Here is a 25578-nt window from a genome sequence, read left to right as displayed (position 1 = left end):
AAGAACAAGAAGGAAAGACGATCATGTCCCAAAGTCTCGCTACGGTGGCCTATCTCGGCGCCGCCATCCTCTTCGTCCTGAGCCTGGGGGGCCTGTCCAACCCGGAAACCTCGCGCCGCGGCAACCTGTTCGGCATGGTCGGCATGGCGCTGGCCGTGCTGGCGACCATCTTCGGCCCGCGTGTCGGACCCTCCGGCATCGCCTGGATCATCGTGGCCCTGGTGATCGGCGGCGGCATCGGTCTCTACGCCGCCAAGGTGGTGAAGATGACGCAGATGCCCGAGCTGGTCGCGCTGATGCACAGCCTGGTCGGTCTGGCCGCCTGCCTGGTCGGTTTCGCCAGCTACGTCGACACCTCGGTGCAATTCACCGGCACTGAAAAGATCATCCACGAGGTGGAGATCTACATCGGCATCCTGATCGGCGCGGTCACCTTCTCGGGCTCGCTGATCGCCTTCGGCAAGCTCAACGGCAAGATCGGCGGCAAGCCGCTGCTGCTGCCCGCGCGCCACTGGCTCAACCTGGCCGCCCTGCTGATCGTGATCTGGTTCGGCCGCGAATTCATCCACGCGCCCACCGTGGCCGAGGGCATGACGCCGCTGATCGTGATGACGGTGATCGCCCTGCTGTTCGGCGTGCACATGGTGATGGCCATCGGCGGCGCGGACATGCCCGTGGTGGTGTCCATGCTCAACAGCTACTCGGGCTGGGCCGCCGCGGCCACCGGTTTCATGCTGTCCAACGACCTGCTGATCGTGACGGGCGCGCTGGTGGGCTCCTCGGGCGCCATCCTGTCCTACATCATGTGCAACGCGATGAACCGCAACTTCATCAGCGTGATCGCCGGCGGCTTCGGCTCCGGCGCGCCTGCGCCTGCCAAGTCGGGCGAGGCCGCAGCGCCGCAAGGTGAGGTCGTGCCGGTGACGGCCGCCGACACCGCCGAGCTGCTGCGCGAGGCCAAGAGCGTGATCATCGTGCCGGGTTACGGCATGGCGGTGGCCCAGGCCCAGCACACGGTGTACGAGATCACCAAGACCCTGCGCGAGAAGGGTGTGAACGTGCGCTTCGGCATCCATCCGGTGGCCGGCCGCATGCCGGGCCACATGAACGTGCTGCTGGCCGAGGCCAAGGTGCCTTACGACATCGTGATGGAGATGGACGAGATCAACGATGACTTCGGCGGCACCGACGTCGCCATGGTCATCGGCGCCAACGACATCGTGAACCCGGCCGCGCAGGACGACCCGAGCAGCCCGATCGCCGGCATGCCGGTGCTGGAAGTCTGGAAGGCCAAGACCTCCATCGTCATGAAGCGCTCCATGGCCTCGGGCTACGCCGGTGTGGACAACCCCCTGTTCTACAAGGACAACAACCGCATGCTCTTCGGCGACGCCAAGAAGATGCTTGATGAGGTGCTGATTGCTCTCAAGAGCTGACGAGGCATAATCTCCCGAAAGGGAAAAGCACGACCGTGCCGATTTACCCGGCACGGTCTTTTTTTTGGGCCGTGAAGCAACAAGATCGACAGGAGACCTGACCATGACCGACCGACTCTGGCTCAAGAGCTACCCCGAGGGGGTCCCGGCCGATTTGCCCTCTTCGCCCTACACCTCGCTGGTGGCCTTGATGGAGGAGAGCTTCCGCCAGTACGCCGACCGTAGCGCCTACAGTTTCATGGGCAAGGACGTGAGCTTCGGCGAGACCGACCGCCTGAGCCGCGCCTTCGCCGCCTATCTGCAGGGCCTGGGCCTGGCCCAGGGCGACCGCGTCGCCATCATGATGCCCAATGTGCCGCAGTACCCGGCGGCCGTGGCCGCCATCCTGCGCGCCGGTTATGTGGTGGTCAACGTCAACCCGCTGTACACGGCGCGCGAGCTGGAGCACCAGCTCAAGGACTCCGGTTCGAAAGCCATCGTCATCATCGAGAACTTCGCCCACACGCTGGAGAAGTGCATCGCCGCCACCCCCGTCAAGCACGTGGTGCTGTGCGCCATGGGTGACCGCCTGGGCCTGCTCAAGGGCGCGCTGGTCAACCTCGTGGTGCGCAAGGTCAAGAAGCTGGTGCCGCCCTTCAGCCTGCCCGCTGCCGTGCGCTTCAATGAGGCGGTGGCCAGGGGCGAGCGCGGCACGCTGCGCCAGCCCGCGATCAAACCCGACGACGTGGCCGTGCTGCAGTACACCGGCGGCACCACGGGTGTCTCCAAGGGCGCCGTGCTGCTGCATCGCAATGTGATTGCCAACGTCCTGCAGTCCGAGATCTGGAACAACCCGGCCATGAAAAAGGTGCCGGCCGGCCAGCAGCCCACGGGCGTGTGCGCCCTGCCGCTGTACCACATCTTCGCTTTCACGGTGGGCATGATGCTGTCCATGCGCACGGGCGGCAAGCTCATCCTCATTCCCAACCCGCGTGATCTGCCCGGCGTGCTCAAGGAGCTGTCCAAGCACACCTTCCACAGCTTCCCGGCGGTCAACACGCTCTTCAACGGCCTGGCCAACCACCCCGACTTCAACAAGGTGGACTGGAGCAACCTCAAGGTGTCGGTCGGCGGCGGCATGGCCGTGCAGGGCGCGGTGGCGCAGAAGTGGTTCGAGAAGACCGGCTGCCCGATCTGCGAGGGCTACGGCCTGTCCGAGACCAGCCCCTCGGCCAGCTGCAACCCGGTGACGGCGACCGAATACACCGGCACCATCGGGGTGCCGCTGCCCAGCACCTGGATGAAGATCATCGACGACGAGGGCCGCGACGTGCCCCAGGGCCAAGCGGGTGAGATCGCCATCAAGGGCCCGCAGGTCATGGCCGGCTACTGGCAGCGCCCCGACGAGACCGCCAAGGTCATGACGGCCGACGGCTGGTTCAAGAGCGGCGACGTGGGCATCATGGACGAGCGCGGCTTCTTCCGCATCGTCGACCGCAAGAAGGACATGATTCTGGTCAGCGGCTTCAACGTCTATCCCAACGAGGTCGAGGACGTGGTGGCCAAGCTCGACGGCGTGCTGGAGTGCGCCTGTGTGGGCGTGGCCGACGCCCAGACCGGCGAAGCCGTCAAGCTCGTGATCGTGAAGAAGGATCCTTCGCTGACCGAGGAGAAGGTGCGCGCCTGGTGCCGCGAGAACATGACCGGCTACAAGCAGCCGCGCGTGATCGAGTTCCGCACCGATCTGCCCAAGACCCCGGTGGGCAAGATCCTGCGTCGCGAGTTGCGCGATCCGGGCATGATGAAATGATCTCGCGCCTGCGGCGCTTCGATGACGCGGGCGCTGCCCGCATGACAGAACAAGTCATGGCGCCGCAGGCGCGGTCATCGAAGCCGCACTGCGGCGAAGTCATTTCGTCATCCCGTCTTACGTCATGACCACGGCCGTCCTCAGCGCCCTGGCCGAGGAGCAGCGGGGCCTGCTGGAGCGCTTGCAGCGCCCGCAGCGCGTGAACCGCGCCGGGCGCGAGTTCTGGCTCGGCGAACTGCACGGCACCGCCGTCGTACTGGCCCTCTCGCGCATCGGCAAGGTGGCCGCGGCCACCACGACCACCACCCTGATCGAGGCCTTCGGCGCGCAGCGCCTGGTCTTCACCGGCGTGGCTGGAGGCATAGCCCCCGGCGTGCAGGTGGGCGACGTGGTGGTGGCGCAGGCGTTCGTGCAGCACGACATGGACGCCTCGCCGCTGTTCCCGCGCTACCAGATCCCCCTCTACGGTCGCGAGCGTTTTGCCTGTGACGCCGTCATGAGCGAGGCCCTGCTGGGCGCGACCCGCGCCGGCCTGAGCCATCTCGACTTGCCAGCCACGGTGCACCATGGCCTGATCGCCAGCGGCGACCGCTTCGTCTCGGCCGCAGAGGAGGCGCGCCAGTTGCGTGCAGCACTCAGCGAGGCCGGCCACGCCCCGCTGGCCGTGGAGATGGAAGGCGCCGCCGTGGCCCAGGTCTGCCATGACTACGCCATCCCCTACGCCGCCGTGCGCACCATCTCCGACCGCGCCGACGACACGGCCCACGTCGACTTTCCGAAGTTCGTCACCGAAGTCGCCAGCCGCTACGCGCTCGCGATCATCGACGAGTTCGTGCGGCGGATGACGAAATGACCTCGCGCCTGCATGACAAACAAAGTCATGGCGCCGCAGGCGCCGTCATCGAAGCCGCGCAGCGGCGAGGTCATTTCGTCATGAAGTGAACCGGCTGCGCCGGTTCACTTCAACCAACCCCGCCTGCGGAAGTACCACATCGGCACCAGCGCACTGGCCACCATCAGCCCCAGCGCATAGGGATAGCCCCAGCTCTGCCTCAGCTCCGGCATGGATTGGAAGTTCATGCCGTAGATGCTGGCGATCAGCGTGGGCGGCAGCAGGGCCACGCTGGCCACCGAGAAGATCTTGATGATCTTGTTCTGGTTGATGTTGATGAAACCGACGGTCGCATCCATCAGGAAGTTGATCTTGTCGAAGAGGAAGGCGGTGTGCGAGTCCAGCGAGTCGATGTCGCGCAGGATCTGGCGCGCTTCCTCGAACTGCTCGGAGTTGAGCATCTTGCTGCGCATCAGGAAGCTGACCGCGCGGCGCGTGTCCATGACGTTGCGGCGGATGCGGCCGTTCAGGTCTTCCTGCCGCGCGATGGCGCCCAGCACCTCGCCGGCCAGCGCGTCGGTCACGTCACCCGAGAGCACCAGCTTGCCGGCCTTTTCCAGCTCGTCGTAGATGCCTTCGAGCGTGTCGGCCGAGTACTCGGCGTCGGCGTCGAAGAGCTTGAGCAGCACGTCCTTGGCGTCCTCGATCAGGCCCGGGGCGCGGCGCGCGCGCATGCGCAGCAGGCGGAACACCGGCAGGTCCTCGTCGTGGATGGAGAACAACACGCCCTTGCTGCGCAGCACGTCGTTGACCAGGTTCAGGATGAAGGCCACGCGCACGGCGCGCGGTTCGGCCTCGTCGGCGATCAGGAAGTCGCTGCGGATGTGCAGCTCGCCGTTGTCTTCCTCATAGAAGCGGGCGGATTCCTCGATGTCCTCGTCCATCGCGTCTTCCGGGATGGACAGGCCGTAATACTGCTTGACCCAGCGCTTCTCTTCGAGCGTGGGGGATTCGAGGTCGACCCAGATGGGCTGGAATCTGGAGAGCTCCTCCAGCGACTCGATCTCTTCCTGGAAGAGCCGGCCGTTGGCGAGCGTGAAGATGTTGAGCATGGCTCACTCCCTCTTGGTTGGGGCATCGGGCGGGTGGGGTGGGGCGAGGCTTCCAACCCCCGATGCCGGGAGTCGAAAGCTACCGACTAGGGCAGGTTTCCAAGGAGCGATCTCCAGAGTGGCGACAGGCGCAATTATGGCACTGTGGCGGCGAATCGGAGAGGAGGGTTTGCAGGTCAGATGGGGCCGGGGGGCCGGTGCGCGCGAGGGCGGAAGGACGCTGCAATCCGGATATTCTGCACCGCCGTTCGCAGGCTGGCAAGCCCCCGCGCGACGGACGGAATTCAAGAGGGCAAGACCGCAAAAAAACCTGCGCGGGGTCAAGGAAAAGGGATTGCATTTCGAGCAGGGCGGGCGCATAGTGAATTGGCCCGCAGCAGCGAAGTCCGAAGTCGTCGTCGGGCTTGCTGGTACGGGCGGACGTTCAAATCCGAGAGCAACAGGAGGCTACTCATGAACCTGACGATCAGCGGTCATCACCTCGAAGTCACCCCGGCCCTGCGCACCTATGTCACGACCAAGCTTGATCGAATCACCCGGCACTTTGACCAGCTCGTGGATATCAAGGTGCTGCTGACCGTTGAAAAACAGAAGGAAAAGGAGCGACGGCAACGCGCCGAATGCAATATCCACGTGAAAGGCAGTGACCTGTTCGCGGAAAGCTCCCACCAGGACCTTTACGCCGCCGTGGATGAACTGGTCGACAAGCTCGACCGGCAGGTGGTGCGCCACAAGGATCGTCTCCAGGAGCATCACCACGAGGCGCCCAAGCGCCTGATGTAGGCGGCCATCAGGCCGCAGGGGCGGGGCGCTGGCCCGCCCCGCCCAGAGCAGCCGCGGCTTCCCCCGCGGCTTTTTTGCCGCCGGGCCGCCCCAAGACAAAAAGCGGCCCCCTCGGGGGGCAGCGACTTGCGTCAGCTGGGAGCGTGGGGGCGTTTTGTGTGCATAATCTGCCCACTCGAACACCATGAATCGTCTTGCGTCCATCCTGCCGACCGCACAAGTGCTTGTGCATGTCGATGCCACGAGTAAAAAACGTGCTTTCGAGGAAGTGGGCCTGCTGTTCGAGAACCTGCACGGCCTCAACCGCGCCCTGGTGACCGACAGCCTCTTCGCCCGCGAGCGCCTGGGCTCCACCGGCCTGGGGCACGGGGTGGCCATTCCGCACGGACGCATCAAGGGCCTGAAGGCGCCCATGGCCGCCGTGCTGCAACTGGCCCAGCCCATCGGTTTCGACGCGCCGGACGAGTCGCCGGTGAGCCTGCTGATCTTCCTGCTGGTGCCCGAGGCCGCGACCCAGAAACACCTGGAGATCCTGTCCGAGATCGCCGAGCTGCTGAGCGACACGGCCCTGCGCGCCAAGCTCAACAGCAGCGCCAGCGCCGGCGAACTGCACGGACTGATCGCCGGCTGGCGTTCGGCCCAACCCGCCTGAGCCCGGCCGTCCGCCTGACATGAGACCCACCGTTGTCAGCGCCGAAGTCCTCTTCGAGGAGTTCCGCGCCAAGCTCAAATGGGAGTGGGTGGCCGGCCTGGGTGCTTCCGAGCGTCGCTTCGACGAAGTGGCCGTGCGCGCCGCCAACTCCGGCGCCGATCTGGTCGGCCACCTGAACTACATCCACCCTTACCGCCTGCAGGTGCTGGGCGAGCGCGAGGTGGCCTACCTGACCAGCGCCACGCCGGAAGATTGCGAGCGCCGGATCTCGCGCATCACGACGCTGGAGCCGCCGGTGCTGGTGCTGGCCGACAAGCAGCAGGTGCCGCCGGCCCTGCTGGCCATGTGCGAAGAGGCCAACATTCCCATGTTCGCCTCGCCCGAATCCTCGGCCTATGTCATCGACGTGCTGCGCAGTTACCTTTCGCGCCACTTCGCCGACCGTGCCTCCATGCACGGCGTGCTCATGGACATCCTGGGCCTGGGGGTGCTGATCACCGGCGAATCGGGCCTGGGCAAGAGCGAACTGGGGCTGGAGCTGATCTCGCGCGGCCACGGCCTCGTGGCCGACGACGCGGTGGACCTCTACCGTGTGAACCAGGACACCATCGAGGGTCGCTGCCCCGAACTGCTGCGCAATCTGCTGGAGGTGCGCGGCATCGGCCTGCTCGATATCCGGGCTATCTTCGGCGAGACCGCCGTGCGGCGCAAGATGCGCCTCAAGCTCATCGTGCACCTGGTGCGGCGCGAGACGCTGGAGCGCGACTACGAGCGCATTCCCTACGAGCCGCTCACGCAGGATGTGCTGGGCATCCCGGTGCGCAAGGCGGTGATCCAGGTGGTGGCCGGTCGCAACCTGGCCGTGCTGGTGGAGGCGGCGGTGCGCAACACCATCCTGCAGCTGCGGGGCATCGACACCTACCAGGAGTTCGTGGAGCGCCACCGCAAGGCGATGGGCGAGAGCTGAGGCGAACCCTCGCGGCCCGGCGCGCTCAGTGACCGGCGGTGTGGCCGCCACGACCACCGCTGCCGCGGTTCGGGCATTTGTCCTTGGTGCAGTGGGCGTAAAGGCTCAGCGCGTGCTCGGCCAGCGCGAAACCACGGGTCTTGGCCACGGCGTTCTGGCGGTTCTCGATCTCGGCGTCGAAGAATTCCTCGACCTTGCCGCAGTCCAGGCAGACCAGGTGGTCGTGGTGCTGGCCTTCGTTGAGCTCATAGACGGCCTTGCCCCCCTCGAAATTGCTGCGCGTCAGGATGCCGGCCTGCTCGAACTGGGTCAGCACCCGGTAGACCGTGGCCAGGCCCACGTCGGAGCGGTCCTCCAGCAGCACGCGGAACACGTCTTCGGCGCTCATGTGGCGTTGCGCGCCCTTCTGGAAAATCTCCAGCACTTTCAGGCGGGGCAGCGTGGCTTTCAGGCCGGTGCTCTTGAGCTCGTCGATGGTGTTCATAGGCGTGTTCCCAGGGGGTGCAGGAGGCGTGGCGGCAGGGCCAGCCGCTACAATGGACCGATCATATCGCTAGCGGCAGTTTCATGTTCATTTTCCATCGTGCCCCCGGCCGTCTGGGGCTGGCCCTGTTCCTGGGCGCCGCCCTCACGGCCTGCAGCTTCCTGGAGCCCTACCGTGTCCCGGTGGTCCAGGGCAATGTGGTCACGCGCGAGCAGGTGGCGGTGCTGCGCCCCGGCATGAGCCGCATCCAGGTGCGTGACATCCTGGGCACCCCTTTGCTGACCAGTGTGTTCCATGCCGATCGCTGGGATTATGTCTTCACCCTCCAACGTCAGAACACCGAGCCGCAGGCCCGTCGCGTGACCGTCTTTTTCAAGGGCGAGGTGCTTGAGCGCTTCGAGGCCGGCGCCCTGCCCAGCGAAACCGAGTTCGTCGCTACGCTGGGCAGCCAGGCGCCACCCAAGGTGCCCCTGCTGGAGGCCACGCCGGAAAAACTGCAGGAGTTCCCGGCCCCGGCCCCGGCGCCTGAGGCCAGGCCCCTGCCGCCCCTGCCGGCCAGCTATCCGCCGCTGGAGCCGGCCACCCGCTGAGAGCCGCCACACCATGACCGCACAGACACACCACCCGATCGCCATCGCCGGCGCTTCCGGCCGCATGGGTCGCATGCTGATCGAAACCGTGCACGCGGCCGAGGACTGCCGGCTGGCCGGCGCCCTGGATGTCGCGGCCAGCCCGGCCATCGGCAGCGATGCCACCGCCTTCCTGGGCCACGCCAGCGGCGTGGCCATCACGGCCGAGATCAAGGCCGGCCTGCAGAACGCCCGCACCCTGATCGACTTCACGCGCCCCGAGGGCACGATGGCCCACCTCAAGGTCTGCCGCGAGCTGGGCGTGGCCATGGTGATCGGCACCACCGGTTTCACCGAGGCGCAGAAGGCCGAGATCAACGCTGCGGCGAAAGACATCGCCATCATGCTCTCGCCGAACATGAGCGTGGGCGTCAACGTCACGCTCAAGCTGCTCGAGATGGCGGCCAAGGCCCTGGCCACGGGCTACGACATCGAGATCATCGAGGCGCACCATCGCCACAAGGTCGACGCGCCCTCGGGCACGGCCCTCAAGATGGGCGAGGTGATCGCCGGCGCGCTGGGCCGCGAGCTCAAGGACTGCGCGGTCTACGAGCGTTACGGCCATACCGGCGAGCGCGCTCCTTCGAGCATCGGTTTTGCCACCATCCGCGGCGGTGACATCGTGGGCGACCACACCGTGCTGTTCGCCGGCATCGGCGAGCGCATCGAGGTCACGCACAAGTCCGCCAGCCGTGTCACCTACGCCCAGGGCAGCCTGCGCGCCGTGCGTTTCCTGGCCGGCCGCAAGAATGGCCTGTACGACATGTTCGACGTGCTCGGACTCAAGTGATCATGCAAGAGAAGTACAACCACCTCGATGTCGAGAAGGCCGCCCACGGCCATTGGGTGGCGCGCGACGCCTATCGCGTGACCGAAGAGGCGGGCAAGAAGAAGTTCTACGCCTGCTCCATGCTGCCCTACCCCAGCGGCAAGCTGCACATGGGCCACGTGCGCAACTACACCATCAACGACATGCTCACGCGCCAGCTGCGCATGAACGGCTACAACGTTCTGATGCCCATGGGTTGGGACGCTTTCGGTCTGCCGGCCGAGAACGCGGCGCTCAAGAACGGCGTGCCACCGGCCAGGTGGACCTACGAGAACATCGCCTACATGAAGGGTCAGATGCAGGCCATGGGCCTGGCCATCGACTGGAGCCGAGAGATCGCCACCTGTGACCCCACGTACTACAAGTGGAACCAGTGGCTCTTCCTCAAGATGCTGGAGAAGGGCATTGCCTACCGCAAGACCCAGGTCGTGAACTGGGACCCGGTGGACCAGACCGTGCTCGCCAACGAGCAGGTGATCGACGGCCGCGGCTGGCGCACCGGCGCGCTGGTGGAGAAGCGCGAGATCCCGGGTTATTACCTCAAGATCAGCGATTACGCGCAGGAGCTGCTGGACCACGTGCAGCTGGGCAATGACAAGGCCACCCTGAACGGCTGGCCCGAGCGCGTGCGCCTGATGCAGGAGAACTGGATCGGCCGCAGCGAGGGCGTGCGTTTCGCCTTCACGCACGACATCAAGGGCGACGACGGTCAGCTGATCGGTGACGGTCGCATGTATGTCTTCACCACGCGGGCCGACACGGTGATGGGCGTGACCTTCTGCGCCGTGGCGCCCGAGCACCCGCTGGCGCAGCACGCCGCCAGATCCAATCCCAAGCTCGCGGCCTTCATCGAAGACTGCAAGAAGGGCGGCACCACCGAGGCCGAGCTGGCGCTGCGGGACAAGGAAGGCATGCCCACCGGCCTGCTCGTCAAGCACCCGCTGACCGATGCGCAGGTTGAGGTCTGGGTCGGCAACTACGTGCTCATGAGCTACGGTGACGGCGCCGTCATGGGCGTGCCGGCGCACGACGAGCGCGACTTCGCCTTCGCGCTGAAGTACCAGCTGCCGATCCGCCAGGTCGTACACGTCGACGGCGAGCACTACGACTACAAGCAGTGGCACGAGTGGTACGCCGACAAGGTCAAGGGCGTGACGGTCAACTCCGACACCTTCAGCGGCCTGGGCTACCGGGAGGCGGTGGACGCCGTGGCCCACGCCTTGCAGGTGCGTGGCCTGGGCGAGAAGAAGACCACCTGGCGCCTGCGTGACTGGGGCATCAGCCGCCAGCGCTACTGGGGCACGCCGATCCCCATCATCCATTGCGAGGCGCATGGCGCGGTGCCGGTCCCGGAGCAGGACCTGCCCGTGGTGTTGCCGCAGGACTGCATTCCCGACGGCTCGGGCAATCCGCTGCACAAGCACGAGGGCTTCCATGCTGGTGTGGTCTGTCCGGTGTGCGGCAAGCCCGCGCGGCGCGAGACCGACACCATGGACACCTTCGTGGACTCGTCCTGGTATTACATGCGCTATTGCGACCCGAAGAACGACAGCAGGATGGTCGACGCCGGGGCGCAGTACTGGATGCCGATGGACCAGTACATCGGCGGCATCGAGCACGCCATCCTGCACCTGCTGTATGCGCGTTTCTGGACCAAGGTCATGCGCGACCTGGGCCTGGTCAAGGTCGACGAACCTTTCACCAAGCTGCTCACGCAGGGCATGGTGCTCAACCACATCTACTCGCGCCGCACCGACAAAGGTGGCAAGGAGTACTACTGGCCGCACGATGTCGAGCATGTGCTCGATGAAGGTGGCAAGATCGTCGGCGCCAAGCTGAACAAGGCGGTGGGCGGCCTGCCCGCGGGAACAGCCATCGACTACGAGGGCGTGGGCACGATGTCCAAGTCCAAGAACAACGGGGTCGACCCGCAGGACCTGATCGAGAAGTACGGCGCCGACACGGCGCGCCTGTACACCATGTTCACCGCGCCGCCCGAGGCCACGCTGGAGTGGAATGACGCCGCAGTCGAAGGCAGCTACCGATTCCTGCGCCGGGTCTGGAACTTCGGCGTCAAGCTCTCTGGCATGGACCAGGCGGCTGCCCTGGCCAGTGTGGCCGGCGCGAAGAAACTGAAGGACGTGAGCTTTGGCAAGGAAGCCAAAATCTTGCGCCTGGAGATTCACGGCGTGCTCAAGCAGGTGGACTACGACTACCAGCGCATGCAGTACAACACGGTGGTCTCCGGGGCCATGAAGCTGCTCAATGCGCTGGAGGACTTCAAGGCTGCCGGCACGCCGGGCGCCGAGGTCGCGCTGATCGAGGGCTTCGGCATCCTCTTGCGCTGCCTCTACCCGGCCACGCCGCACGTCACCCATGTGCTGTGGAGCGAGCTGGGTTATGCCGGCGTGCTCGGTGAACTGCTGGACGCGCCCTGGCCTCAGGTGGACGCCTCAGCGCTGCAGCAGGACGAGGTCGAGCTCATGCTGCAGATCAACGGCAAGCTGCGTGGCGCCATTCTGGTGCCGGCCGGTGCTTCGAAGGAAGCCATCGAGGCCATCGCCGTGGCCAGCGAACCGGTGCAGACCCAGGCCCAGGGCGGGGCGATCAAGCGGGTCATCGTGGTGCCCGGGCGTCTGGTCAACGTGGTTCTCTGAAGCCATGAAACCGCGCCTCTCGGCCTGGCTGTCGTGTGCGCTCCTGCTGGCGCTGACCGGGTGTGGTTTTGGCCTGCGCCAGCCGACCAGCTTCGCCTTTTCCTCGCTGTACAGCAGCGTGGCGCCGACCTCTTCGCTGGGTGTGGAACTCAAGCGCCAGCTGCAGTCCAGCGGCGAGTTGCAGTACATCACCGAGCCTGAGCGCCGGCAGGAGGCTCAGGCGGTGCTCGACATCCTGTCCGAGCAGCGCGTCAAGACCGTGGTGGGCGTTAATGCCAGCGGTCAGGTGCGCGAGTTCCAGCTGCGCCTGATCCTCAAGTTCCGTCTGCGCACGCCCCAGGGACAGGAGCTGATCCCCGAGACCGAGCTGGTGCAGCAACGCTCGCTCAGCTACGACGAAGCGTACGCCCTGGCCAAGGAGGCCGAAGAGGCCATGCTGTACCGCAATATGCAAAGCGACATGGTGCAGCAGATCCTGCGCCGCCTGGCGGCCGTCAAGCAGCTCTGACTACCGGGCCTGGACCATGCAAGTCGCCGCCGCCCAGCTCTCCGCCCAGCTGCAGCGCGGGCTCAAGAGCCTGTACACCGTGCACGGCGACGAGCCCCTGCTGCAGCAGGAAGCGGCCGATGCCATCCGCGCCGTGGCGCGCACCCAGGGCTACACCGAGCGCACCGTGCACACGGTGGCCGGCGCGCACTTCGACTGGAGCGAGGTGCTGGCTGCCGGCGGATCTTTGAGCCTGTTCGCGGACAGGCAGATGGTCGAGATCCGCATTCCCTCGGGCAAACCCGGCAAGGACGGCAGCGCGGCCCTGCAGCAGTTGGCCGAAGCGGCCCAGGGCAATGACAGCACGCTGACCCTGGTGCTGCTGCCGCGTCTGGACAAGGCCACCAGGACCGGCGCCTGGTTCGGCGCACTCGAGAGTTTTGGCGTGACCGTGCAGGTCGAGCCCGTCGAGCGCCGTGCCCTGCCGCAGTGGATCGCCCAGCGCCTGGGCGCCCAGGGCCAGCGCGTGGTCGGGGGAGAGGAGGGGCAACGCACCTTGCAATTCTTCGCCGACCGGGTGGAGGGCAACCTGCTTGCGGCGCACCAGGAAATCCAGAAGCTGGGCCTGCTCTATCCGCAGGGCGAGCTGGGCTTCGAACAGGTCGAGGGCGCCGTGCTCAATGTGGCGCGCTACGACGTCTTCAAGCTGTCCGAGGCCGTGCTGGCCGGCCAGGCGGCACGGGTGCAGCGCATGCTGGACGGCCTCAAGGCCGAGGGCGAGGCCGAGGTGCTGGTGCACTATGCCCTGAGCGAGGACATCCGCGCCCTCAAGCGCGTCAAGGATGCCATGGCCGCCGGTCGTCCCCTGCCCATGGCCCTGCGCGAGCAGCGCATCTGGGGTATGAAGGAGCGCCTCTACGAGCGTGTGCTGCCCTTGCTGAGCGCGACCGACCTGGCCCGTCTGCTGCAAGCCGCGCACCTGGTGGACGGCATCGTCAAGGGGCTGAAGGCGCCGGACTGGCCTGTGGACGGCTGGCAGGCCCTGCAGCGCCTGGCCTTGCAGCTGTGCGGGCTCTGCGCCATCGCTCCCGCGAAAAGCGCGGTCATGAGAAAATGAGCCCATGAACGCGCCCGACGCCACCGCCCGCATCGCCGAAACCACCCAGATCCTGGGCCGGCAGGCGCGCGCCGCTGCCGCCCTGATGGCCAAGGCAGGCGCCGCGCAGAAGAACGCCGCGCTGCGGCGCCTGGCCGGGCTGCTGCGTGCCAATACCGCTGCGCTGGCGCGGGACAATGAAAAAGACCTGGCCCGTGCCCAGGCGGCCGGTCTGGCCGAGCCCATGGTGGACCGCCTGCGCCTCACCCCCAAGGTCATCGAGACCGTGGCCCTGGGCTGCGAGCAGCTCGCCGCCATGGGCGACATCATCGGCGACATCATCGGCATGAAACAGCAGCCCAGCGGCATCCGCGTGGGTCAGATGCGCGTGCCCATAGGTGTCTTCGGCATGATCTTTGAGAGCCGGCCCAATGTGACCATCGAGGCCGCCAGCCTGTCCATCAAGAGCGGCAACGCCTGCATCCTGCGCGGCGGCTCCGAGGCGATCGAGTCGAACAAGGCCCTGGCCAAACTCGTGCAGCAGGCGCTGACCGAATCCGGCCTGCCGGTGGAGGCCGTGCAGCTGGTGCAGACCACCGACCGCGAGGTCGTGGGCCAGCTCATCACCATGCCCGAGTACGTGGACGTGATCATCCCGCGCGGCGGCAAGTCCCTGATCGAACGCATCAGCCGCGAGGCCAAGGTGCCCGTCATCAAGCACCTGGACGGCAACTGCCACACCTATGTGGACGATCCCTGCGATCTCGACATGGCCGTGCGGGTGGCCGACAACGCCAAGACCCACAAGTACAGCCCCTGCAACGCCAGCGAGGGCCTGCTGGTGGCGCGCGGTGTGGCCCAGGAATTTTTGCCGCGCATCGGCGCCGTCTTTGCCGCCAAGGGCGTGGAGATGCGTTGCGACCCAGAGGCCCAGGCCATCCTGGCCGGCGTCAAGGGCGCGAACCTCCAGGCCGCGACCGAGCAGGACTGGTACGAGGAATACCTGGCCCCCATCATCAGCGTCAAGGTGGTGGCCGGCCTGGACGAGGCGATTCGCCACATCAACCACTACGGCAGCCACCACACCGACGCCATCCTCACGCGCGACCACATGCACGCCCAGGCCTTCCTGCGTGAGGTGGATTCAGGCAGCGTCATGGTCAACGCCAGCACACGTTTTGCCGACGGCTTCGAGTACGGTCTGGGCGCCGAAATCGGCATCAGCACCGACAAGTTCCATGCGCGCGGCCCGGTGGGCCTCGAAGGCCTGACGTCCTTGAAATATGTCGTTTTGGGCCAAGGTGAGGTAAGAGACTAGAAACAACTAAGCCCACTTTCGAGGATGCGCGGAGCCGGCTTTGCCGGGCCGCTGCATCGCCCCCCATTGGGGGGAGGCGGCCGAAGGCCGCATCGGGGGGCGTGCAAGGACATCATGGTTCCCCATCTCATCACGGCCCTGACCGGCCCGATCAACGAGCTCGAGCAGCGCATCCTCGACTCCATGCCGGCCATCGAGCGCTGGTTCCGCCTGGAATGGATGGAGCACACCCCGCCCTTCTACAGCTCGGTCGACATCCGCAACGCCGGCTTCAAGCTCGCGCCGGTGGACACCAATCTCTACCCCGGCGGCTGGAACAACCTCACCCCCGAGATGCTGCCGCTGGCCGTGCAGGCCGCCATGGCGGCGATCGAGAAGATCTGCCCCGAGGCGCGCAACCTGCTGCTGATCCCCGAGAACCACACGCGCAACACCTTCTACCTCAGCAATGTGGCGCAGCTGCGGCGCATCTTCCACATGGCCGGCCTGAACGTGCGCATCGGCTCCATCAGCCCCGAGATCAAGAAGAACACCACGGTCGAGCTGCCCGGCGGCGAGACCGTGACGCTGGAGCCGGTGATCCGCAGCAAGACCCGGCTGGGCCTGAAGGACTTCGATCCCTGCACCATCCTGCTCAACAACGACCTCTCGGCCGGTATCCCTGGCATCCTGGAGGATCTGCACGAGCAGTACCTGCTGCCGCCCCTGCACGCGGGCTGGTCGGTGCGCCGCAAGAGCAAGCATTTCCAGAGCTACGAGGACGTGTCCAAGCGTTTCGGCAAGCTGCTGGGCATCGATCCCTGGCTGATCAACCCCATGTTCAACCGCTGCGGCCAGGTCGACTTTGCCCAGAGCAGCGGGATGGAGTGCCTGACCGGCAATGTCGATGCCCTGCTCACCAAGATCCGCCGCAAGTACAAGGAATACGGCATCAAGGAAAAACCCTTTGTCGTCGTCAAGGCCGACAACGGCACCTATGGCATGGGCATCATGACCGTGCGCGATCCCAAGGAACTCGAAGACTTGAACCGCCGCACGCGCAACAAGATGAGCGTGATCAAGGACGGCCAGGAGGTCAACGAGGTCATCATCCAGGAGGGCGTGCTGACCAATGAGCGCATGCACGACGCCGTGGCCGAACCCGTGGTCTACATGATGGACCGTTATGTGGTGGGCGGTTTTTACCGCATCCACGCCGAGCGCGGCGTGGATGAGAACCTCAACGCCCCGGGCGCGAGTTTCGTGCCCCTGGCCTTCGACCAGAGCACCCACCTGCCCCAACCCGGCGCCAAGCCCGGCGCCAGCGCTCCCAACCGTTTCTACATGTATGGGGTGATCGGTCGCCTGGCCATGCTGGCCGCCAGCTACGAGCTGGAGGCCACCAATCCCGAGGCCGAGGTCTACGAATAAGCCGGTATCGGCCGGAGTTGTTGCGCTGCAACAATCCGGGCCGCCGACTGGGGCGGCGCCGGCCTTCGTTTGGTGCACGGTGGCAGGCGGAGCACAATAGCGCATCTGCATTCCTAGAACCCCGCCCGTGAAGACGGGGGCCCGTCGTGTCCGCATCCAAATCCTCGCTCGCCGCCCTGACCCTGGGCGCCATCGGTGTTGTCTACGGTGATATCGGCACCAGCGTCCTGTACGCGGTCAAGGAGGTGTTCGGCAGCGGGCATGTGCCTTTCACGTCGGACAACGTCTACGGCATCCTCTCGATCTTCTTCTGGACCCTGACGGTCATCGTCTCGCTCAAGTACGTCACGCTGGTGCTGCGGGCGGACAACAACGGCGAAGGCGGCCTGGTGGCCATGCTGGCCCTGGCCTCGCAGTCGGTCAAGGACAAGCCCGCATTGCGCCGTGTGCTGCTGCTGGTGGGCATCTTCGGCACCTGCCTGTTCTACGGCGATGGTGTCATCACCCCGGCCATCTCGGTGCTGTCGGCCGTGGAAGGCCTGGAGGTGGTGTCGCCGGCCTTCAAGGCTGCGGTCATACCGCTGACCCTGGTGATCCTGTTCGGGCTGTTTGCCGTGCAAAAGCGTGGCACGGCCGGCATCGGCAAGTTCTTCGGGCCCATCACCCTGGTCTGGTTCGCGGCCATCTCCCTGCTGGGCCTGGCCCAGATCGCCAGCAACCCGGCCATCCTGTGGGCGCTGAGCCCGCATTACGCCGTCGGTTTCATGTGGCACAACCCCGGCACGACCTTCATCATCCTGGGCGCCGTGGTGCTGTGCGTGACCGGCGGCGAGGCGCTGTACGCGGACATGGGCCACTTCGGCAAGCGGCCGATCCGCCTGGCCTGGTTCTCGGTGGTCATGCCCGCGCTCACCCTCAACTACTTCGGTCAGGGCGCGTTGCTGATCAGCAACCCCGAGGCCGTGAAGAACCCCTTCTTCATGATGACGCCGGACTGGCTGCTGCTGCCCATGGTCGGCCTGGCCACCATGGCCACCGTGATCGCCTCGCAGGCCCTGATCTCCGGCGCCTTCAGCGTGACCAAGCAGGTGATCCAGCTCGGCTACCTGCCGCGCCTGCAGGTGCAGCACACCAGCGTCAAGGACACCGGGCAGATCTACATGCCCTTCGTGAACTGGGGCCTGTTCGTGGCCATCGTGCTGGCGGTGCTGATGTTCCGCTCCTCCAGCAACCTGGCCGCGGCCTACGGCATCGCCGTCACGCTGGACATGCTGATCACCACCGTGCTGACCTTCTTTGTCATCCGTTACGGCTGGAAGTACCCGCTGTCACTTTGTATCGCGGCCACCGGCTTCTTCTTTGTGGTGGACCTGGCTTTCTTCAGCTCCAATCTCATGAAGCTGCACCACGGCGGCTGGTTCCCGCTGGCCATCGGTGGTGCCGTCTTCATGCTGATGACCACCTGGAAGCAGGGCCGGGCCCAGCTCAATGCCGCGCTGCGCCAGGAGGCACTCGACCTGCCCGGTTTCCTGGAGGCTGTTTTCGTCAGCCCGCCGGTGCGCGTGGAGGGCACGGCCGTGTTCCTGACCGCGGATACCGGCAGCGTGCCCAATGCCCTGCTGCACAACCTCAAGCACAACAAGGTGCTGCACGAGAACAACCTCTTCGTCACCGTGCGCAACCACGAGGTGCCCTGGATCGGTCTGGACAAGCGCATCGAGATCGAACCGCTGGGACACGACTGCTGGCAGGTCACCGTGCACTACGGCTTCAAGAACGATCCGGACCTGCCTGCCGCCCTGGCGCAGGTGCGCAGCCAGGGCTGCTCGCTGGAGCCCATGACCACGAGTTATTTCCTCTCGCGCGACATCGTCATCCCCACCATGGGCCACGGCATGTCGCCCTGGCGCGAGAAGCTGTTCGCGCAGATGCACCATAACGCGAGTGCGGCGGCTGAGTTTCTCAACCTGCCGAACAATGCGGTGGTGGAGTTGGGGTCGAAGATCGAGATCTGATTTTCTTGCTTCTTTGATCGACGCTTGTCCTTGCGTGGCAAGCCGGGTCTCGCCCCGGCGAGCGAGGTACTTTTCTTTGCTTCGAAGCAAGAGAAAGTAAGTGCGTTGCCGGGCGCACATCCCGGCATGTCACAACAGCCAAAGAGCAACACAGAAAAAGAAAAAGCCCGCTTGAAAGCGGGCCTTAGCAAGAGAAAACAAGAAAACGAATCAGCGTCCCTTGCGCACTTCCCCCACCAGATAGTCCACCACCTGCAAGGAGCGCTCCATATTGCGCGTCAGCGTGCCGTCGGTGTAGAAGCGGCCTGCCACGCCCATGGCGGGCACGCCCTCGACCTTGTAGGCCGCGGTCAGCTGGCCGGCGCGGGTGACCTTGGAGGCCACGGAGAAGGAATTGAACTGCTCCATGAACTTGGTCTTGTCCACGCCCTGGCTGGCGATCCAGTCGGCGATGACTTCGGGCTGTTCCAGACGCTTGCGCTCGACGTGGATGGCGGCAAACACCTTGGCGTGGATCTTGTCGACCAGGCCCATGGCTTCAAGCGTGTAGTACAGGCGCTGCTGGCCCTGGAAGGCGCTGCTGAAGGCCACCGGCACGCGCCGGATCACCACATCCTTGGGCAGGCGCTTGATCCAGGCTTCCAGAGCGGGTTCGAAGGCGTTGCAGTGCGGGCAGTTGTACCAGAAGAACTCGACCACCTCGATCTTGCCGCTGGGCGCATCGACCGGGGCCGGCTTCTCCAGGGGCAGGTAGTCCTTGCTGGCCTCAAAACGCTGCTGGGCGAAGGCGGGCAGCACAGCGGCGCCGGCCAGGGCCGCGCCGCAGGCGCGGGAGAAATCACGACGTTTCATCATCTGCATAAGCTCCATGTGAATGCACGGGTGGGACACGCCCGGCTTGAAAAAGTTCAGCGCTGCACGCGCACCAGGGCGGTCTCGTGGCCGGCGGCTTCGATCTGGCTCTTGATCTTTTCAGCCTCGTCTTTCTTGTCATAGGGGCCGACGCGCACGCGGTAGATCTGGCGCCCGGCCTGTTCACGTTCGGTCACCTTGGCTTCCACACCCGTCAGCGAGAGCTTGGCGCGCTGGGTCTCGGCGTCCTCGGGGGTGCGGAAAGCACCGACCTGGATGAAGTAGGCAAAGGGATCGGCGCCTGCCTTGGCGCGCGCCAGATCGCCCAGGGGGTCGGCCGGGGCCTTGGTCTCGGCCTTGGGCGCCGGCTTCACCGCGGGCGCCGGCGTGGCGGGCTTGGCCGCAGCCTTGGGGGCCGAGGCGGCGGCGGCCGGCGGCTTGCTCTTGTTGTAGAGCGGGGCGTTCGGGTCCCAGTCCTTGTTGCGCTTTTCCTCGGCCGCGTCCTGCTCGGGGGTGCGGTTCTGGCCCTTGTTCAGGAAGGGGACCGGGGTCTTGGTCACGTAGAGGGCGACGATCAGCGCTGCGCACAGGCCAATGACGACGCCGATGATCAAGCCCAGGATGGTTCCGCCGCGTTGCTGTTTCATGCCTTGCCCTTGTCTCGCTAATATGGATGTCCGTTTGCGCCGTGCGGCCGGCTACATCTTCTCCGGTGCGCTCACGCCCAGCACCGCCAGGCCATTGTGCAGCACCTGCGCCGTGGCGGCCACCAGGGCCAGCCGCGCGCGCTTGAGCGCCTCGTCTTCCACCAGGATGCGCTCGGCATCATAGTAGCTGTGGTAGCTGGCGGCCAGCTCGCGCAGGTAGAAGGTCACGTCGTGCGGCGCGAAATCCTGTGCGGCGGCCGTGAGCATCTCGGGGTACCTGGACAGCTGCAGCATCAGGCCCTGCGCGGCCGGGCTGTCCAGCAGCGCCAGGTCGGCGTCCTTGAGCGTGCTGCGATGGCCGCCCTCCTTCTCGCGCCAGGCGTTGATCACGGAGCAGATGCGCGCATGGGCGTACTGCACGTAATAGACCGGGTTCTCGTTGTTCTTCTGCACGGCCAGGTCCACGTCAAAGGTGTACTCGGTGTCGGGTTTGCGGCTGAGCAGGAAGAAGCGCACCGCGTCCTTGCTGGTCCATTCGATCAGGTCGCGCAGCGTCACGTAGCTGCCGGCGCGCTTGGAGATCTTCACCTCTTCACCGCCGCGCACCACACGCACCATGGTGTGCAGCACGTAGTCGGGGAAACCTTGCGGGATGCCCAGGCCCACGGCTTGCAGGCCGGCGCGCACGCGGGCGATGGTGCCGTGGTGGTCGGTGCCCTGGATGTTGACCACGCGCTCGAAACCGCGTTCGAACTTGGTGATGTGGTAGGCCACGTCGGGCACGAAGTAGGTGTAGCTGCCGTCACCCTTGCGCATGACGCGGTCCTTGTCGTCGCCGTACTCGGTGGTCTTGAGCCACAGGGCGCCGTCCTGCTCGTAGGTCTTGCCGGCCTCGCGCAGCTTCTGCACCGCGGTGTCGACCTTGCCGCTGGTGTAGAGGCTGGATTCGAGGTAGTAGTTGTCGAACTTCACCGCGAAGGCCTGCAGGTCCAGGTCCTGCTCGTGGCGCAGGTAGGCCACCGCGAACAGGCGCATGCCGTCCAGGTCGTTCACGTCGCCGCTGGCGGTGAACTCCCGGTCATCGGACTTGACCGACTTTTTCGCCATGAAGTCGGCCGCGATGTCGGCGATGTAGTCGCCGTTGTAGGCGGCTTCGGGCCATTCGGCGTCGCCGGGCTTGAAACCCCTGGCGCGCAGCTGCACGCTGTTGGCCAGAGTGCCGATCTGCACACCGGCGTCGTTGTAATAGAACTCGCGGTAGACCTCCCAGCCCTGGGTCTGGAAGAGGTTGCAGATGGCGTCGCCCAGGGCGCCCTGGCGGCCGTGGCCCACGTGCAGCGGGCCTGTGGGGTTGGCCGAGACGAACTCGACCATCATGCGCCGGCCCTTGGCGGTCTGGTCGCCGTAGTGCCGGCCCTGGGACAGCACCTCGCGCACCACCTGCTGCTTGGCGGCCGGTTTGAGGCGGATGTTGATGAAACCGGGGCCGGCGATCTCCACCGCCTCGACCCAGGTCGAGAAGGCGGGGGTGGCCAGCAGGGCGCCGCGCAGGCTCTCGGCCACCTGGCGCGGGGGCTGCTTCAGGGGCTTGGCCAGCTGCATGGCCGCCGTGGTGGCCAGGTCGCCATGCTCGGCCACCTTGGGGGATTCAAAGGCCGCCCGCGCACCGGCGCCGGGCAGCAGCTGCTCCAGCACGATGCCGAGGGTCTGGAGCAGTTCGTTTTTGACAGTCAACATGGGGCTTGATTCTACTGACCGGGGCTGTGCCGCTCCCTGGTGCATCGTGCAGGCCGGGGTAACCGTTTGTCAGCAGATTTGCCGCCCGGGCCGTTGTATGCTGGAATCCCCTGCGGGATTTTGTTCAACCACCGTCTGCATCAACGAGGAGACACCATGAAAAAACTGCTTTCCCTGCTCGCCCTGGGCCTGTCCCTGAGCCTGGGCGTGGCCCACGCCGATGAAGAGAAGAAGGCGCCGACCGCCCAGCAAAACAAGATGGGCATGTGCAACAAGGAAGCCGGCGACAAGAAGGGCGACGATCGCAAGAAGTTCATGAGCGAGTGCCTCAAGGCCAAGCCCGCAGCCAGCGACAAGCAGACCGCCCAGCAGAACAAGATGGGCATGTGCAACAAGGAAGCCGGCGACAAGAAGGGCGACGATCGCAAGGCCTTCATGAGCCAGTGCCTCAAGGCCAAGTAAGCCTTTGCTCCTGCTCCACCCCCGCCCGGCGGCTCGCTGCGCGGGGGTTTTCATGGGCGACCGCTTCAGCGCCGTGTCTGCCAGAAGCCGGGCTGGCCGTAGTGGTGCTTGAGAAAGTCCACCCAGAGCCGCACGCGCAGCGGCAGGTGCTTGCGCTGCGGGAACACCGCATAGATGCCGTTGGGCGGTGCGGCAAAGGCCTCCAGCACGGCCACCAGGCGGCCCTCGGCGATTTCCTCTTCCACTTCCCAGGTGCTGCGCCAGGCAATGCCGTAACCGGCCAGGCACCAGTTGTGCAGCACCTGGCCGTCCGAGCAGTCCATGGGCCCGCTGGGGCGCAGGTGCATGACCTCGTGGCCTTCGTCCTGGTCGGACACCGCGCCCGTCAGAACGCTTTCTTTTTGCCGCCCTTGGGCATTCCGCGGCACACGGAATGCCCAGCCGCGTGTTTGCGAGGCGTCGCTGGACAGCACCAGGCAGTCGAAGCGTGTCAGGTCCTGCGGGTGCCCGGGTGTGCCGTGGCGCTTCAGAAATTCGGGCGTGGCCACGCACAGGCGCCGGTTGTCGGCCATGCGCACGCTCACCAGGGAGGAGTCGGGCATGTCCCCCACGCGCACGGCGCAGTCATAACCCTCGCCGGCAATGTCCACCACGCGGTCGCTGAGGTTCAGGGAAATGGTCACATCCGCGTGCAGTTCCCGGAAACGGGGCACCAGGGGGGCCACATGGCGGCGGCCGAAACCGGCCGGCGCCGTGATGCGCAGGTGACCGCTGGCCTTGACGCCGCCAGCCGAGACACTGGCCTCGGCATTGGCCACATCGGTAAGCAAACGCTGGCAATCCTCCAGAAAGGCGCTGCCTTCGTGGGTCAGGCTGATGCGCCGTGTGGTGCGCACCAGCAGCTTCACACCCAGGCGCTCTTCCAGCGCGTCCAGCCGCCGGCCCATGATGGCCGGGGCCACGCCCTCGGCCTGCGCTGCAGCGGTCAGGCTGCCGCGCGTGGCCACCGAAACGAAGGACTCCATTTGCCTGAGCTTGTCCATGCGCAGATTATGTCTTTACACAAACCTAATGGATAAGAACCGGGACGGATTTATTCATTTTTGAGAAAATCTGAACACGCTTTCCCCGGCACGCCATGGACACCTTCTCGCCCTCCATCCTTCCCGAGGCCCTGCCCGAGTTGTCGGAAGAGGCGGTGCAGGCGCGCCTGATGCGCGAGCTTTTCGTGCGCACCCGTGAGTCGGCCCTGGTTGATTTTCTGCCGGTTTTCCTGCTGGTCTGGGCGCACTGGCAGGCCCAGCCCCTGTGGCAGCTGGGCCTGTGGGCGGGCCTGCTGCTGCTGATCCAGTGCTACCGCCTGCTGGTCGCCCATGCTTTCCTGGCCCAGCCTCAGGCCCAGGCGGCGCGGGGCCGGTCCTGGTTCATGCTGGAGTGGCTGGGCGCCGTTGCATTGGCGGGGGCCTGGGTCAGCAGCATGGCGCTGCTGGGCACGAATCAGATCGATGGATTGTTCTATCTGCGGCTGATCTGCCTGATCGGGCTGGCGGCCTTCCAGCTCAGCGCCCTGGGCATCAATCTGCGGATCTACGCCAGCTTCCTCGCGGTGATCGCGCTGGGCACCCTGGCCCTGCTGCACCTGGGCTACCCGGGTTTCGCGTCGGCGTTGCCGGTCACCACTGCCGGTCTCGCGCTGTATGTCCTCATGCTGCTGGTGCGCAGCCGTGGCGAGTACCGGCGCGCGCGTGAATGGGTGCGTGCGCGCCTGACCCAGCGCAAGCTGCTGGACCAGTTGCACCAGAACATCCAGCAGGAGTTGCAGATGCACGAGATGCTGCGCAACCGCACGCAGGAGCTGGAGGCCACCAACCGCAAGCTGGGCGAGCTGGCCATCCACGACGGCCTGACCGGCGCTTTCCGCCGCGGGCATATCGAGGCCGAGCTGCGCCGCCAGGTCAAGGCCTGGGAACGCAGCCCCGACGACTTTTCCATCCTCTTGCTCGATATCGACCACTTCAAGCGCGTCAACGACGAATACAGCCACGCGGTGGGCGACGAGGTGCTGCGCCGCCTGGCAAGCCAGGTGCAGGGCATGCTGCGCGGCAGCGACCTGTTCGGCCGCTGGGGCGGGGAGGAGTTCATCGTGCTGCTGCCGGGCACCGCCCTGGACCGGGCGGTGGAGGCCGGCGAGCGCCTGCGCCTGGCCCTGGCCGGCCTGACCTTCCAGGCCGATGCCGGGCGACGCTTCTGCGTCACGGTTTCGATCGGCGCGGCCCATCTCGAACCCGGAGAGACCGCCGCCAGCCTGACCGAGCGCGCCGACAAGGCGCTCTACGCGGCCAAACACGCCGGGCGCAACCGCGTGCTGGCCTACGAACCGGGGCAGACCCAGTTCTCGCCGCTCTGAAGAGCGCGTTAAGGACCGCCTAAGGGGGCCTTGGGGAAATGCGAATGGCCGGGGCGCTTCGGCCGGTGCATGATCTGCGCCCATGAGCCCTCCTGACCTCACTTCCCTGCGTGACTGGGTCGGCCGCGCCGAGACGCGCGCAGACCAACTGACCGCCACCCCGGTGGCCGCCCTGTCGGCCACGCTGGACCGCGACGATCCTTTGCCCGCGCCCGGCACCGTGCTGCCGCCCCTGTGGCACTGGCTTTTCTTCACACCCCTCACGCGCCACGGCGAGATCGGCGAGGACGGCCACGCCAAACGCGGTGGTTTCCTGCCGCCCGTGCCGCTGCCGCGGCGCATGTGGGCCGGCGGCCGGCTGGACTTCCTGCAGCCCCTGCGCGTGGGCGAGAGCGTCACACGTGTGTCGACGATCAAGGACGTGACGGTCAAGGAGGGGCGCAGCGGTGCGCTGGTTTTCGTCTGCGTGCGGCATGAGTTCAGCAATGCGCAGGGCCTGGCCCTGAGCGAGGAGCACGACATCGTCTACCGCGACGCGCCGCAGCCCGGGGCCCCCGCGCCGGAGCCGAACGCCGCGCCGCGCGACGAGCAGTTCAGCCGCGAGATCGTGCCCGACCCGGTGCTGCTGTTCCGCTATTCGGCGCTGACCTTCAACGGCCACCGCATCCACTACGACCGCAGCTACGTCACGGGAGTGGAGGGCTACCCCGGCCTCATCGTGCACGGTCCGCTGATCGCCACGCTGCTGCTGGACCTGCTGCGCCGCCAGCTTCCGGATGCCAGGGTGCAGCGCTTCAGCTTCAAGGCCGTGCGCCCCACCTTCGACATCCACCCGTTCACGGTCTGCGGCAAGCGCGATGGCAACACCGTTACGCTCTGGGGCCGCGACCACGAGGGCTGGCTGACCATGCAAGGCACGGCCGAAATCGAATAACGCACCCCGTTCGGCCTGAGCCCTTCGACTCAGCTCAGGACAG

Annotated in this window: 23 protein-coding genes; 17 read left to right on the top strand and 6 right to left on the bottom strand. The window is 66.1% G+C overall.

What is annotated here, in order from left to right; all coding sequences use genetic code 11:
• Positions 1–23: 23 nt before the first annotated feature.
• The 3 genes from pntB (at position 24) to ACYVH8_RS15040 (ending at position 4078) form a co-directional block, all read left to right on the top strand.
• A complete protein-coding gene (pntB, locus tag ACYVH8_RS15050) occupies positions 24–1436 on the top strand; it encodes a Re/Si-specific NAD(P)(+) transhydrogenase subunit beta (RefSeq protein ID WP_460489623.1) in 1413 nt (470 codons plus the stop codon).
• 103 nt (positions 1437–1539) lie between these two features.
• Positions 1540–3225 (top strand): long-chain-fatty-acid--CoA ligase, encoded by a 1686-nt coding sequence (locus ACYVH8_RS15045; RefSeq protein WP_460489622.1) that lies wholly within the window; start codon positions 1540–1542, stop codon positions 3223–3225.
• Between the two features lie 124 nt (positions 3226–3349).
• Positions 3350–4078, top strand: coding sequence for a 5'-methylthioadenosine/adenosylhomocysteine nucleosidase (locus ACYVH8_RS15040; RefSeq protein WP_460489621.1), 729 nt, complete (start codon positions 3350–3352; stop codon positions 4076–4078).
• Positions 4079–4182: 104 nt separating this feature from the next.
• On the opposite strand, the gene corA is transcribed toward ACYVH8_RS15040, so the two are convergent.
• Complete coding sequence (gene corA / locus ACYVH8_RS15035; RefSeq protein ID WP_460489620.1) at positions 4183–5169, bottom strand: magnesium/cobalt transporter CorA; 987 nt, start codon at positions 5167–5169, stop codon at positions 4183–4185.
• Positions 5170–5622: 453 nt separating this feature from the next.
• Here corA and hpf point away from each other — a divergent pair, with 453 nt between their 5' ends.
• From hpf to hprK, 3 genes are all read left to right on the top strand, one after another.
• Positions 5623–5952 carry a ribosome hibernation-promoting factor, HPF/YfiA family gene (hpf, locus tag ACYVH8_RS15030; protein WP_460489619.1) on the top strand — a complete coding sequence of 110 codons (330 nt, stop codon included), beginning with the start codon at positions 5623–5625 and terminating at the stop codon, positions 5950–5952.
• 184 nt (positions 5953–6136) lie between these two features.
• Complete coding sequence (locus ACYVH8_RS15025) at positions 6137–6604, top strand: PTS sugar transporter subunit IIA (RefSeq protein ID WP_460489618.1); 468 nt, start codon at positions 6137–6139, stop codon at positions 6602–6604.
• A gap of 19 nt (positions 6605–6623) precedes the next feature.
• Positions 6624–7571, top strand: a complete 948-nt coding sequence (gene hprK / locus ACYVH8_RS15020; RefSeq protein WP_460489617.1) for an HPr(Ser) kinase/phosphatase — start codon at positions 6624–6626, stop codon at positions 7569–7571.
• 25 nt (positions 7572–7596) lie between these two features.
• On the opposite strand, the gene fur is transcribed toward hprK, so the two are convergent.
• The gene (gene fur / locus ACYVH8_RS15015) at positions 7597–8055 is read right to left on the bottom strand and encodes a ferric iron uptake transcriptional regulator (protein WP_460489616.1); all 459 of its coding nucleotides are present in this window, start codon (positions 8053–8055) and stop codon (positions 7597–7599) included.
• 83 nt (positions 8056–8138) lie between these two features.
• On the opposite strand from fur, the gene ACYVH8_RS15010 reads away from it, so the two are divergent.
• The 8 genes from ACYVH8_RS15010 (at position 8139) to ACYVH8_RS14975 (ending at position 18496) form a co-directional block, all read left to right on the top strand.
• Positions 8139–8645 (top strand): outer membrane protein assembly factor BamE, encoded by a 507-nt coding sequence (locus ACYVH8_RS15010; protein WP_460489615.1) that lies wholly within the window; start codon positions 8139–8141, stop codon positions 8643–8645.
• A gap of 13 nt (positions 8646–8658) precedes the next feature.
• Positions 8659–9474: a 4-hydroxy-tetrahydrodipicolinate reductase gene (gene dapB / locus ACYVH8_RS15005; protein WP_460489614.1), complete on the top strand. Its 816-nt coding sequence runs from the start codon at positions 8659–8661 to the stop codon at positions 9472–9474.
• 2 nt (positions 9475–9476) lie between these two features.
• A complete protein-coding gene (gene leuS, locus ACYVH8_RS15000; RefSeq protein ID WP_460489613.1) occupies positions 9477–12170 on the top strand; it encodes a leucine--tRNA ligase in 2694 nt (897 codons plus the stop codon).
• A 4-nt stretch (positions 12171–12174) separates the two neighbouring features.
• Positions 12175–12678: an LPS-assembly lipoprotein LptE gene (locus tag ACYVH8_RS14995; protein WP_460489612.1), complete on the top strand. Its 504-nt coding sequence runs from the start codon at positions 12175–12177 to the stop codon at positions 12676–12678.
• Positions 12679–12694: 16 nt separating this feature from the next.
• Positions 12695–13774 (top strand): DNA polymerase III subunit delta, encoded by a 1080-nt coding sequence (gene holA / locus ACYVH8_RS14990; protein WP_460489611.1) that lies wholly within the window; start codon positions 12695–12697, stop codon positions 13772–13774.
• Between the two features lie 4 nt (positions 13775–13778).
• A complete protein-coding gene (locus tag ACYVH8_RS14985) occupies positions 13779–15071 on the top strand; it encodes a glutamate-5-semialdehyde dehydrogenase (RefSeq protein WP_460489610.1) in 1293 nt (430 codons plus the stop codon).
• 114 nt (positions 15072–15185) lie between these two features.
• The gene (gshA, locus tag ACYVH8_RS14980; RefSeq protein WP_460489609.1) at positions 15186–16481 is read left to right on the top strand and encodes a glutamate--cysteine ligase; all 1296 of its coding nucleotides are present in this window, start codon (positions 15186–15188) and stop codon (positions 16479–16481) included.
• Between the two features lie 146 nt (positions 16482–16627).
• Positions 16628–18496, top strand: coding sequence for a potassium transporter Kup (locus ACYVH8_RS14975; RefSeq protein ID WP_460489608.1), 1869 nt, complete (start codon positions 16628–16630; stop codon positions 18494–18496).
• Positions 18497–18706: 210 nt separating this feature from the next.
• Here ACYVH8_RS14975 and ACYVH8_RS14970 read toward each other — a convergent pair whose 3' ends face one another.
• From ACYVH8_RS14970 to argS, 3 genes are read right to left on the bottom strand one after another with little or no spacing between them, the layout of a single operon-like run.
• Positions 18707–19348 carry a thiol:disulfide interchange protein DsbA/DsbL gene (locus tag ACYVH8_RS14970; RefSeq protein WP_460489638.1) on the bottom strand — a complete coding sequence of 214 codons (642 nt, stop codon included), beginning with the start codon at positions 19346–19348 and terminating at the stop codon, positions 18707–18709.
• A gap of 56 nt (positions 19349–19404) precedes the next feature.
• Entirely contained in the window at positions 19405–19995 is a 591-nt protein-coding gene (locus ACYVH8_RS14965; RefSeq protein ID WP_460489607.1) for an SPOR domain-containing protein, read from the bottom strand.
• 51 nt (positions 19996–20046) lie between these two features.
• Positions 20047–21732: an arginine--tRNA ligase gene (argS, locus tag ACYVH8_RS14960; RefSeq protein ID WP_460489606.1), complete on the bottom strand. Its 1686-nt coding sequence runs from the start codon at positions 21730–21732 to the stop codon at positions 20047–20049.
• Positions 21733–21888: 156 nt separating this feature from the next.
• Here argS and ACYVH8_RS14955 point away from each other — a divergent pair, with 156 nt between their 5' ends.
• Positions 21889–22194: a PsiF family protein gene (locus ACYVH8_RS14955; protein ID WP_460489605.1), complete on the top strand. Its 306-nt coding sequence runs from the start codon at positions 21889–21891 to the stop codon at positions 22192–22194.
• Between the two features lie 65 nt (positions 22195–22259).
• On the opposite strand, the gene ACYVH8_RS14950 is transcribed toward ACYVH8_RS14955, so the two are convergent.
• Complete coding sequence (locus ACYVH8_RS14950) at positions 22260–23237, bottom strand: LysR family transcriptional regulator (RefSeq protein WP_460489604.1); 978 nt, start codon at positions 23235–23237, stop codon at positions 22260–22262.
• 95 nt (positions 23238–23332) lie between these two features.
• On the opposite strand from ACYVH8_RS14950, the gene ACYVH8_RS14945 reads away from it, so the two are divergent.
• Both ACYVH8_RS14945 and ACYVH8_RS14940 read left to right on the top strand, forming a co-directional pair.
• Positions 23333–24601, top strand: coding sequence for a GGDEF domain-containing protein (locus ACYVH8_RS14945; RefSeq protein ID WP_460489603.1), 1269 nt, complete (start codon positions 23333–23335; stop codon positions 24599–24601).
• Positions 24602–24683: 82 nt separating this feature from the next.
• The gene (locus ACYVH8_RS14940; RefSeq protein ID WP_460489602.1) at positions 24684–25535 is read left to right on the top strand and encodes an HTD2 family dehydratase; all 852 of its coding nucleotides are present in this window, start codon (positions 24684–24686) and stop codon (positions 25533–25535) included.
• The last annotated feature ends 43 nt before the right edge of the window (positions 25536–25578 follow it).

Source organism: Curvibacter fontanus, from assembly GCF_054780335.1.
Note: the sequence above shows the minus strand (reverse complement) of the source record. Positions and strands in the feature narration are given on the sequence as shown.

Bases quoted from the DNA above. Each gene is read 5' to 3' on its own strand.
- pntB (WP_460489623.1), top strand. From the start codon at position 24: ATGTCCCAAAGTCTCGCTACGGTGGCCTATCTCGGCGCCGCCATCCTC.
- ACYVH8_RS15045 (WP_460489622.1), top strand. From the start codon at position 1,540: ATGACCGACCGACTCTGGCTCAAGAGCTACCCCGAGGGGGTCCCGGCC.
- ACYVH8_RS15040 (WP_460489621.1), top strand. From the start codon at position 3,350: ATGACCACGGCCGTCCTCAGCGCCCTGGCCGAGGAGCAGCGGGGCCTG.
- corA (WP_460489620.1), bottom strand. From the start codon at position 5,169: ATGCTCAACATCTTCACGCTCGCCAACGGCCGGCTCTTCCAGGAAGAG.
- hpf (WP_460489619.1), top strand. From the start codon at position 5,623: ATGAACCTGACGATCAGCGGTCATCACCTCGAAGTCACCCCGGCCCTG.
- ACYVH8_RS15025 (WP_460489618.1), top strand. From the start codon at position 6,137: ATGAATCGTCTTGCGTCCATCCTGCCGACCGCACAAGTGCTTGTGCAT.
- hprK (WP_460489617.1), top strand. From the start codon at position 6,624: ATGAGACCCACCGTTGTCAGCGCCGAAGTCCTCTTCGAGGAGTTCCGC.
- fur (WP_460489616.1), bottom strand. From the start codon at position 8,055: ATGAACACCATCGACGAGCTCAAGAGCACCGGCCTGAAAGCCACGCTG.
- ACYVH8_RS15010 (WP_460489615.1), top strand. From the start codon at position 8,139: ATGTTCATTTTCCATCGTGCCCCCGGCCGTCTGGGGCTGGCCCTGTTC.
- dapB (WP_460489614.1), top strand. From the start codon at position 8,659: ATGACCGCACAGACACACCACCCGATCGCCATCGCCGGCGCTTCCGGC.
- leuS (WP_460489613.1), top strand. From the start codon at position 9,477: ATGCAAGAGAAGTACAACCACCTCGATGTCGAGAAGGCCGCCCACGGC.
- ACYVH8_RS14995 (WP_460489612.1), top strand. From the start codon at position 12,175: ATGAAACCGCGCCTCTCGGCCTGGCTGTCGTGTGCGCTCCTGCTGGCG.
- holA (WP_460489611.1), top strand. From the start codon at position 12,695: ATGCAAGTCGCCGCCGCCCAGCTCTCCGCCCAGCTGCAGCGCGGGCTC.
- ACYVH8_RS14985 (WP_460489610.1), top strand. From the start codon at position 13,779: ATGAACGCGCCCGACGCCACCGCCCGCATCGCCGAAACCACCCAGATC.
- gshA (WP_460489609.1), top strand. From the start codon at position 15,186: ATGGTTCCCCATCTCATCACGGCCCTGACCGGCCCGATCAACGAGCTC.
- ACYVH8_RS14970 (WP_460489638.1), bottom strand. From the start codon at position 19,348: ATGAAACGTCGTGATTTCTCCCGCGCCTGCGGCGCGGCCCTGGCCGGC.
- ACYVH8_RS14965 (WP_460489607.1), bottom strand. From the start codon at position 19,995: ATGAAACAGCAACGCGGCGGAACCATCCTGGGCTTGATCATCGGCGTC.
- argS (WP_460489606.1), bottom strand. From the start codon at position 21,732: ATGTTGACTGTCAAAAACGAACTGCTCCAGACCCTCGGCATCGTGCTG.
- ACYVH8_RS14955 (WP_460489605.1), top strand. From the start codon at position 21,889: ATGAAAAAACTGCTTTCCCTGCTCGCCCTGGGCCTGTCCCTGAGCCTG.
- ACYVH8_RS14950 (WP_460489604.1), bottom strand. From the start codon at position 23,237: ATGGACAAGCTCAGGCAAATGGAGTCCTTCGTTTCGGTGGCCACGCGC.
- ACYVH8_RS14945 (WP_460489603.1), top strand. From the start codon at position 23,333: ATGGACACCTTCTCGCCCTCCATCCTTCCCGAGGCCCTGCCCGAGTTG.
- ACYVH8_RS14940 (WP_460489602.1), top strand. From the start codon at position 24,684: ATGAGCCCTCCTGACCTCACTTCCCTGCGTGACTGGGTCGGCCGCGCC.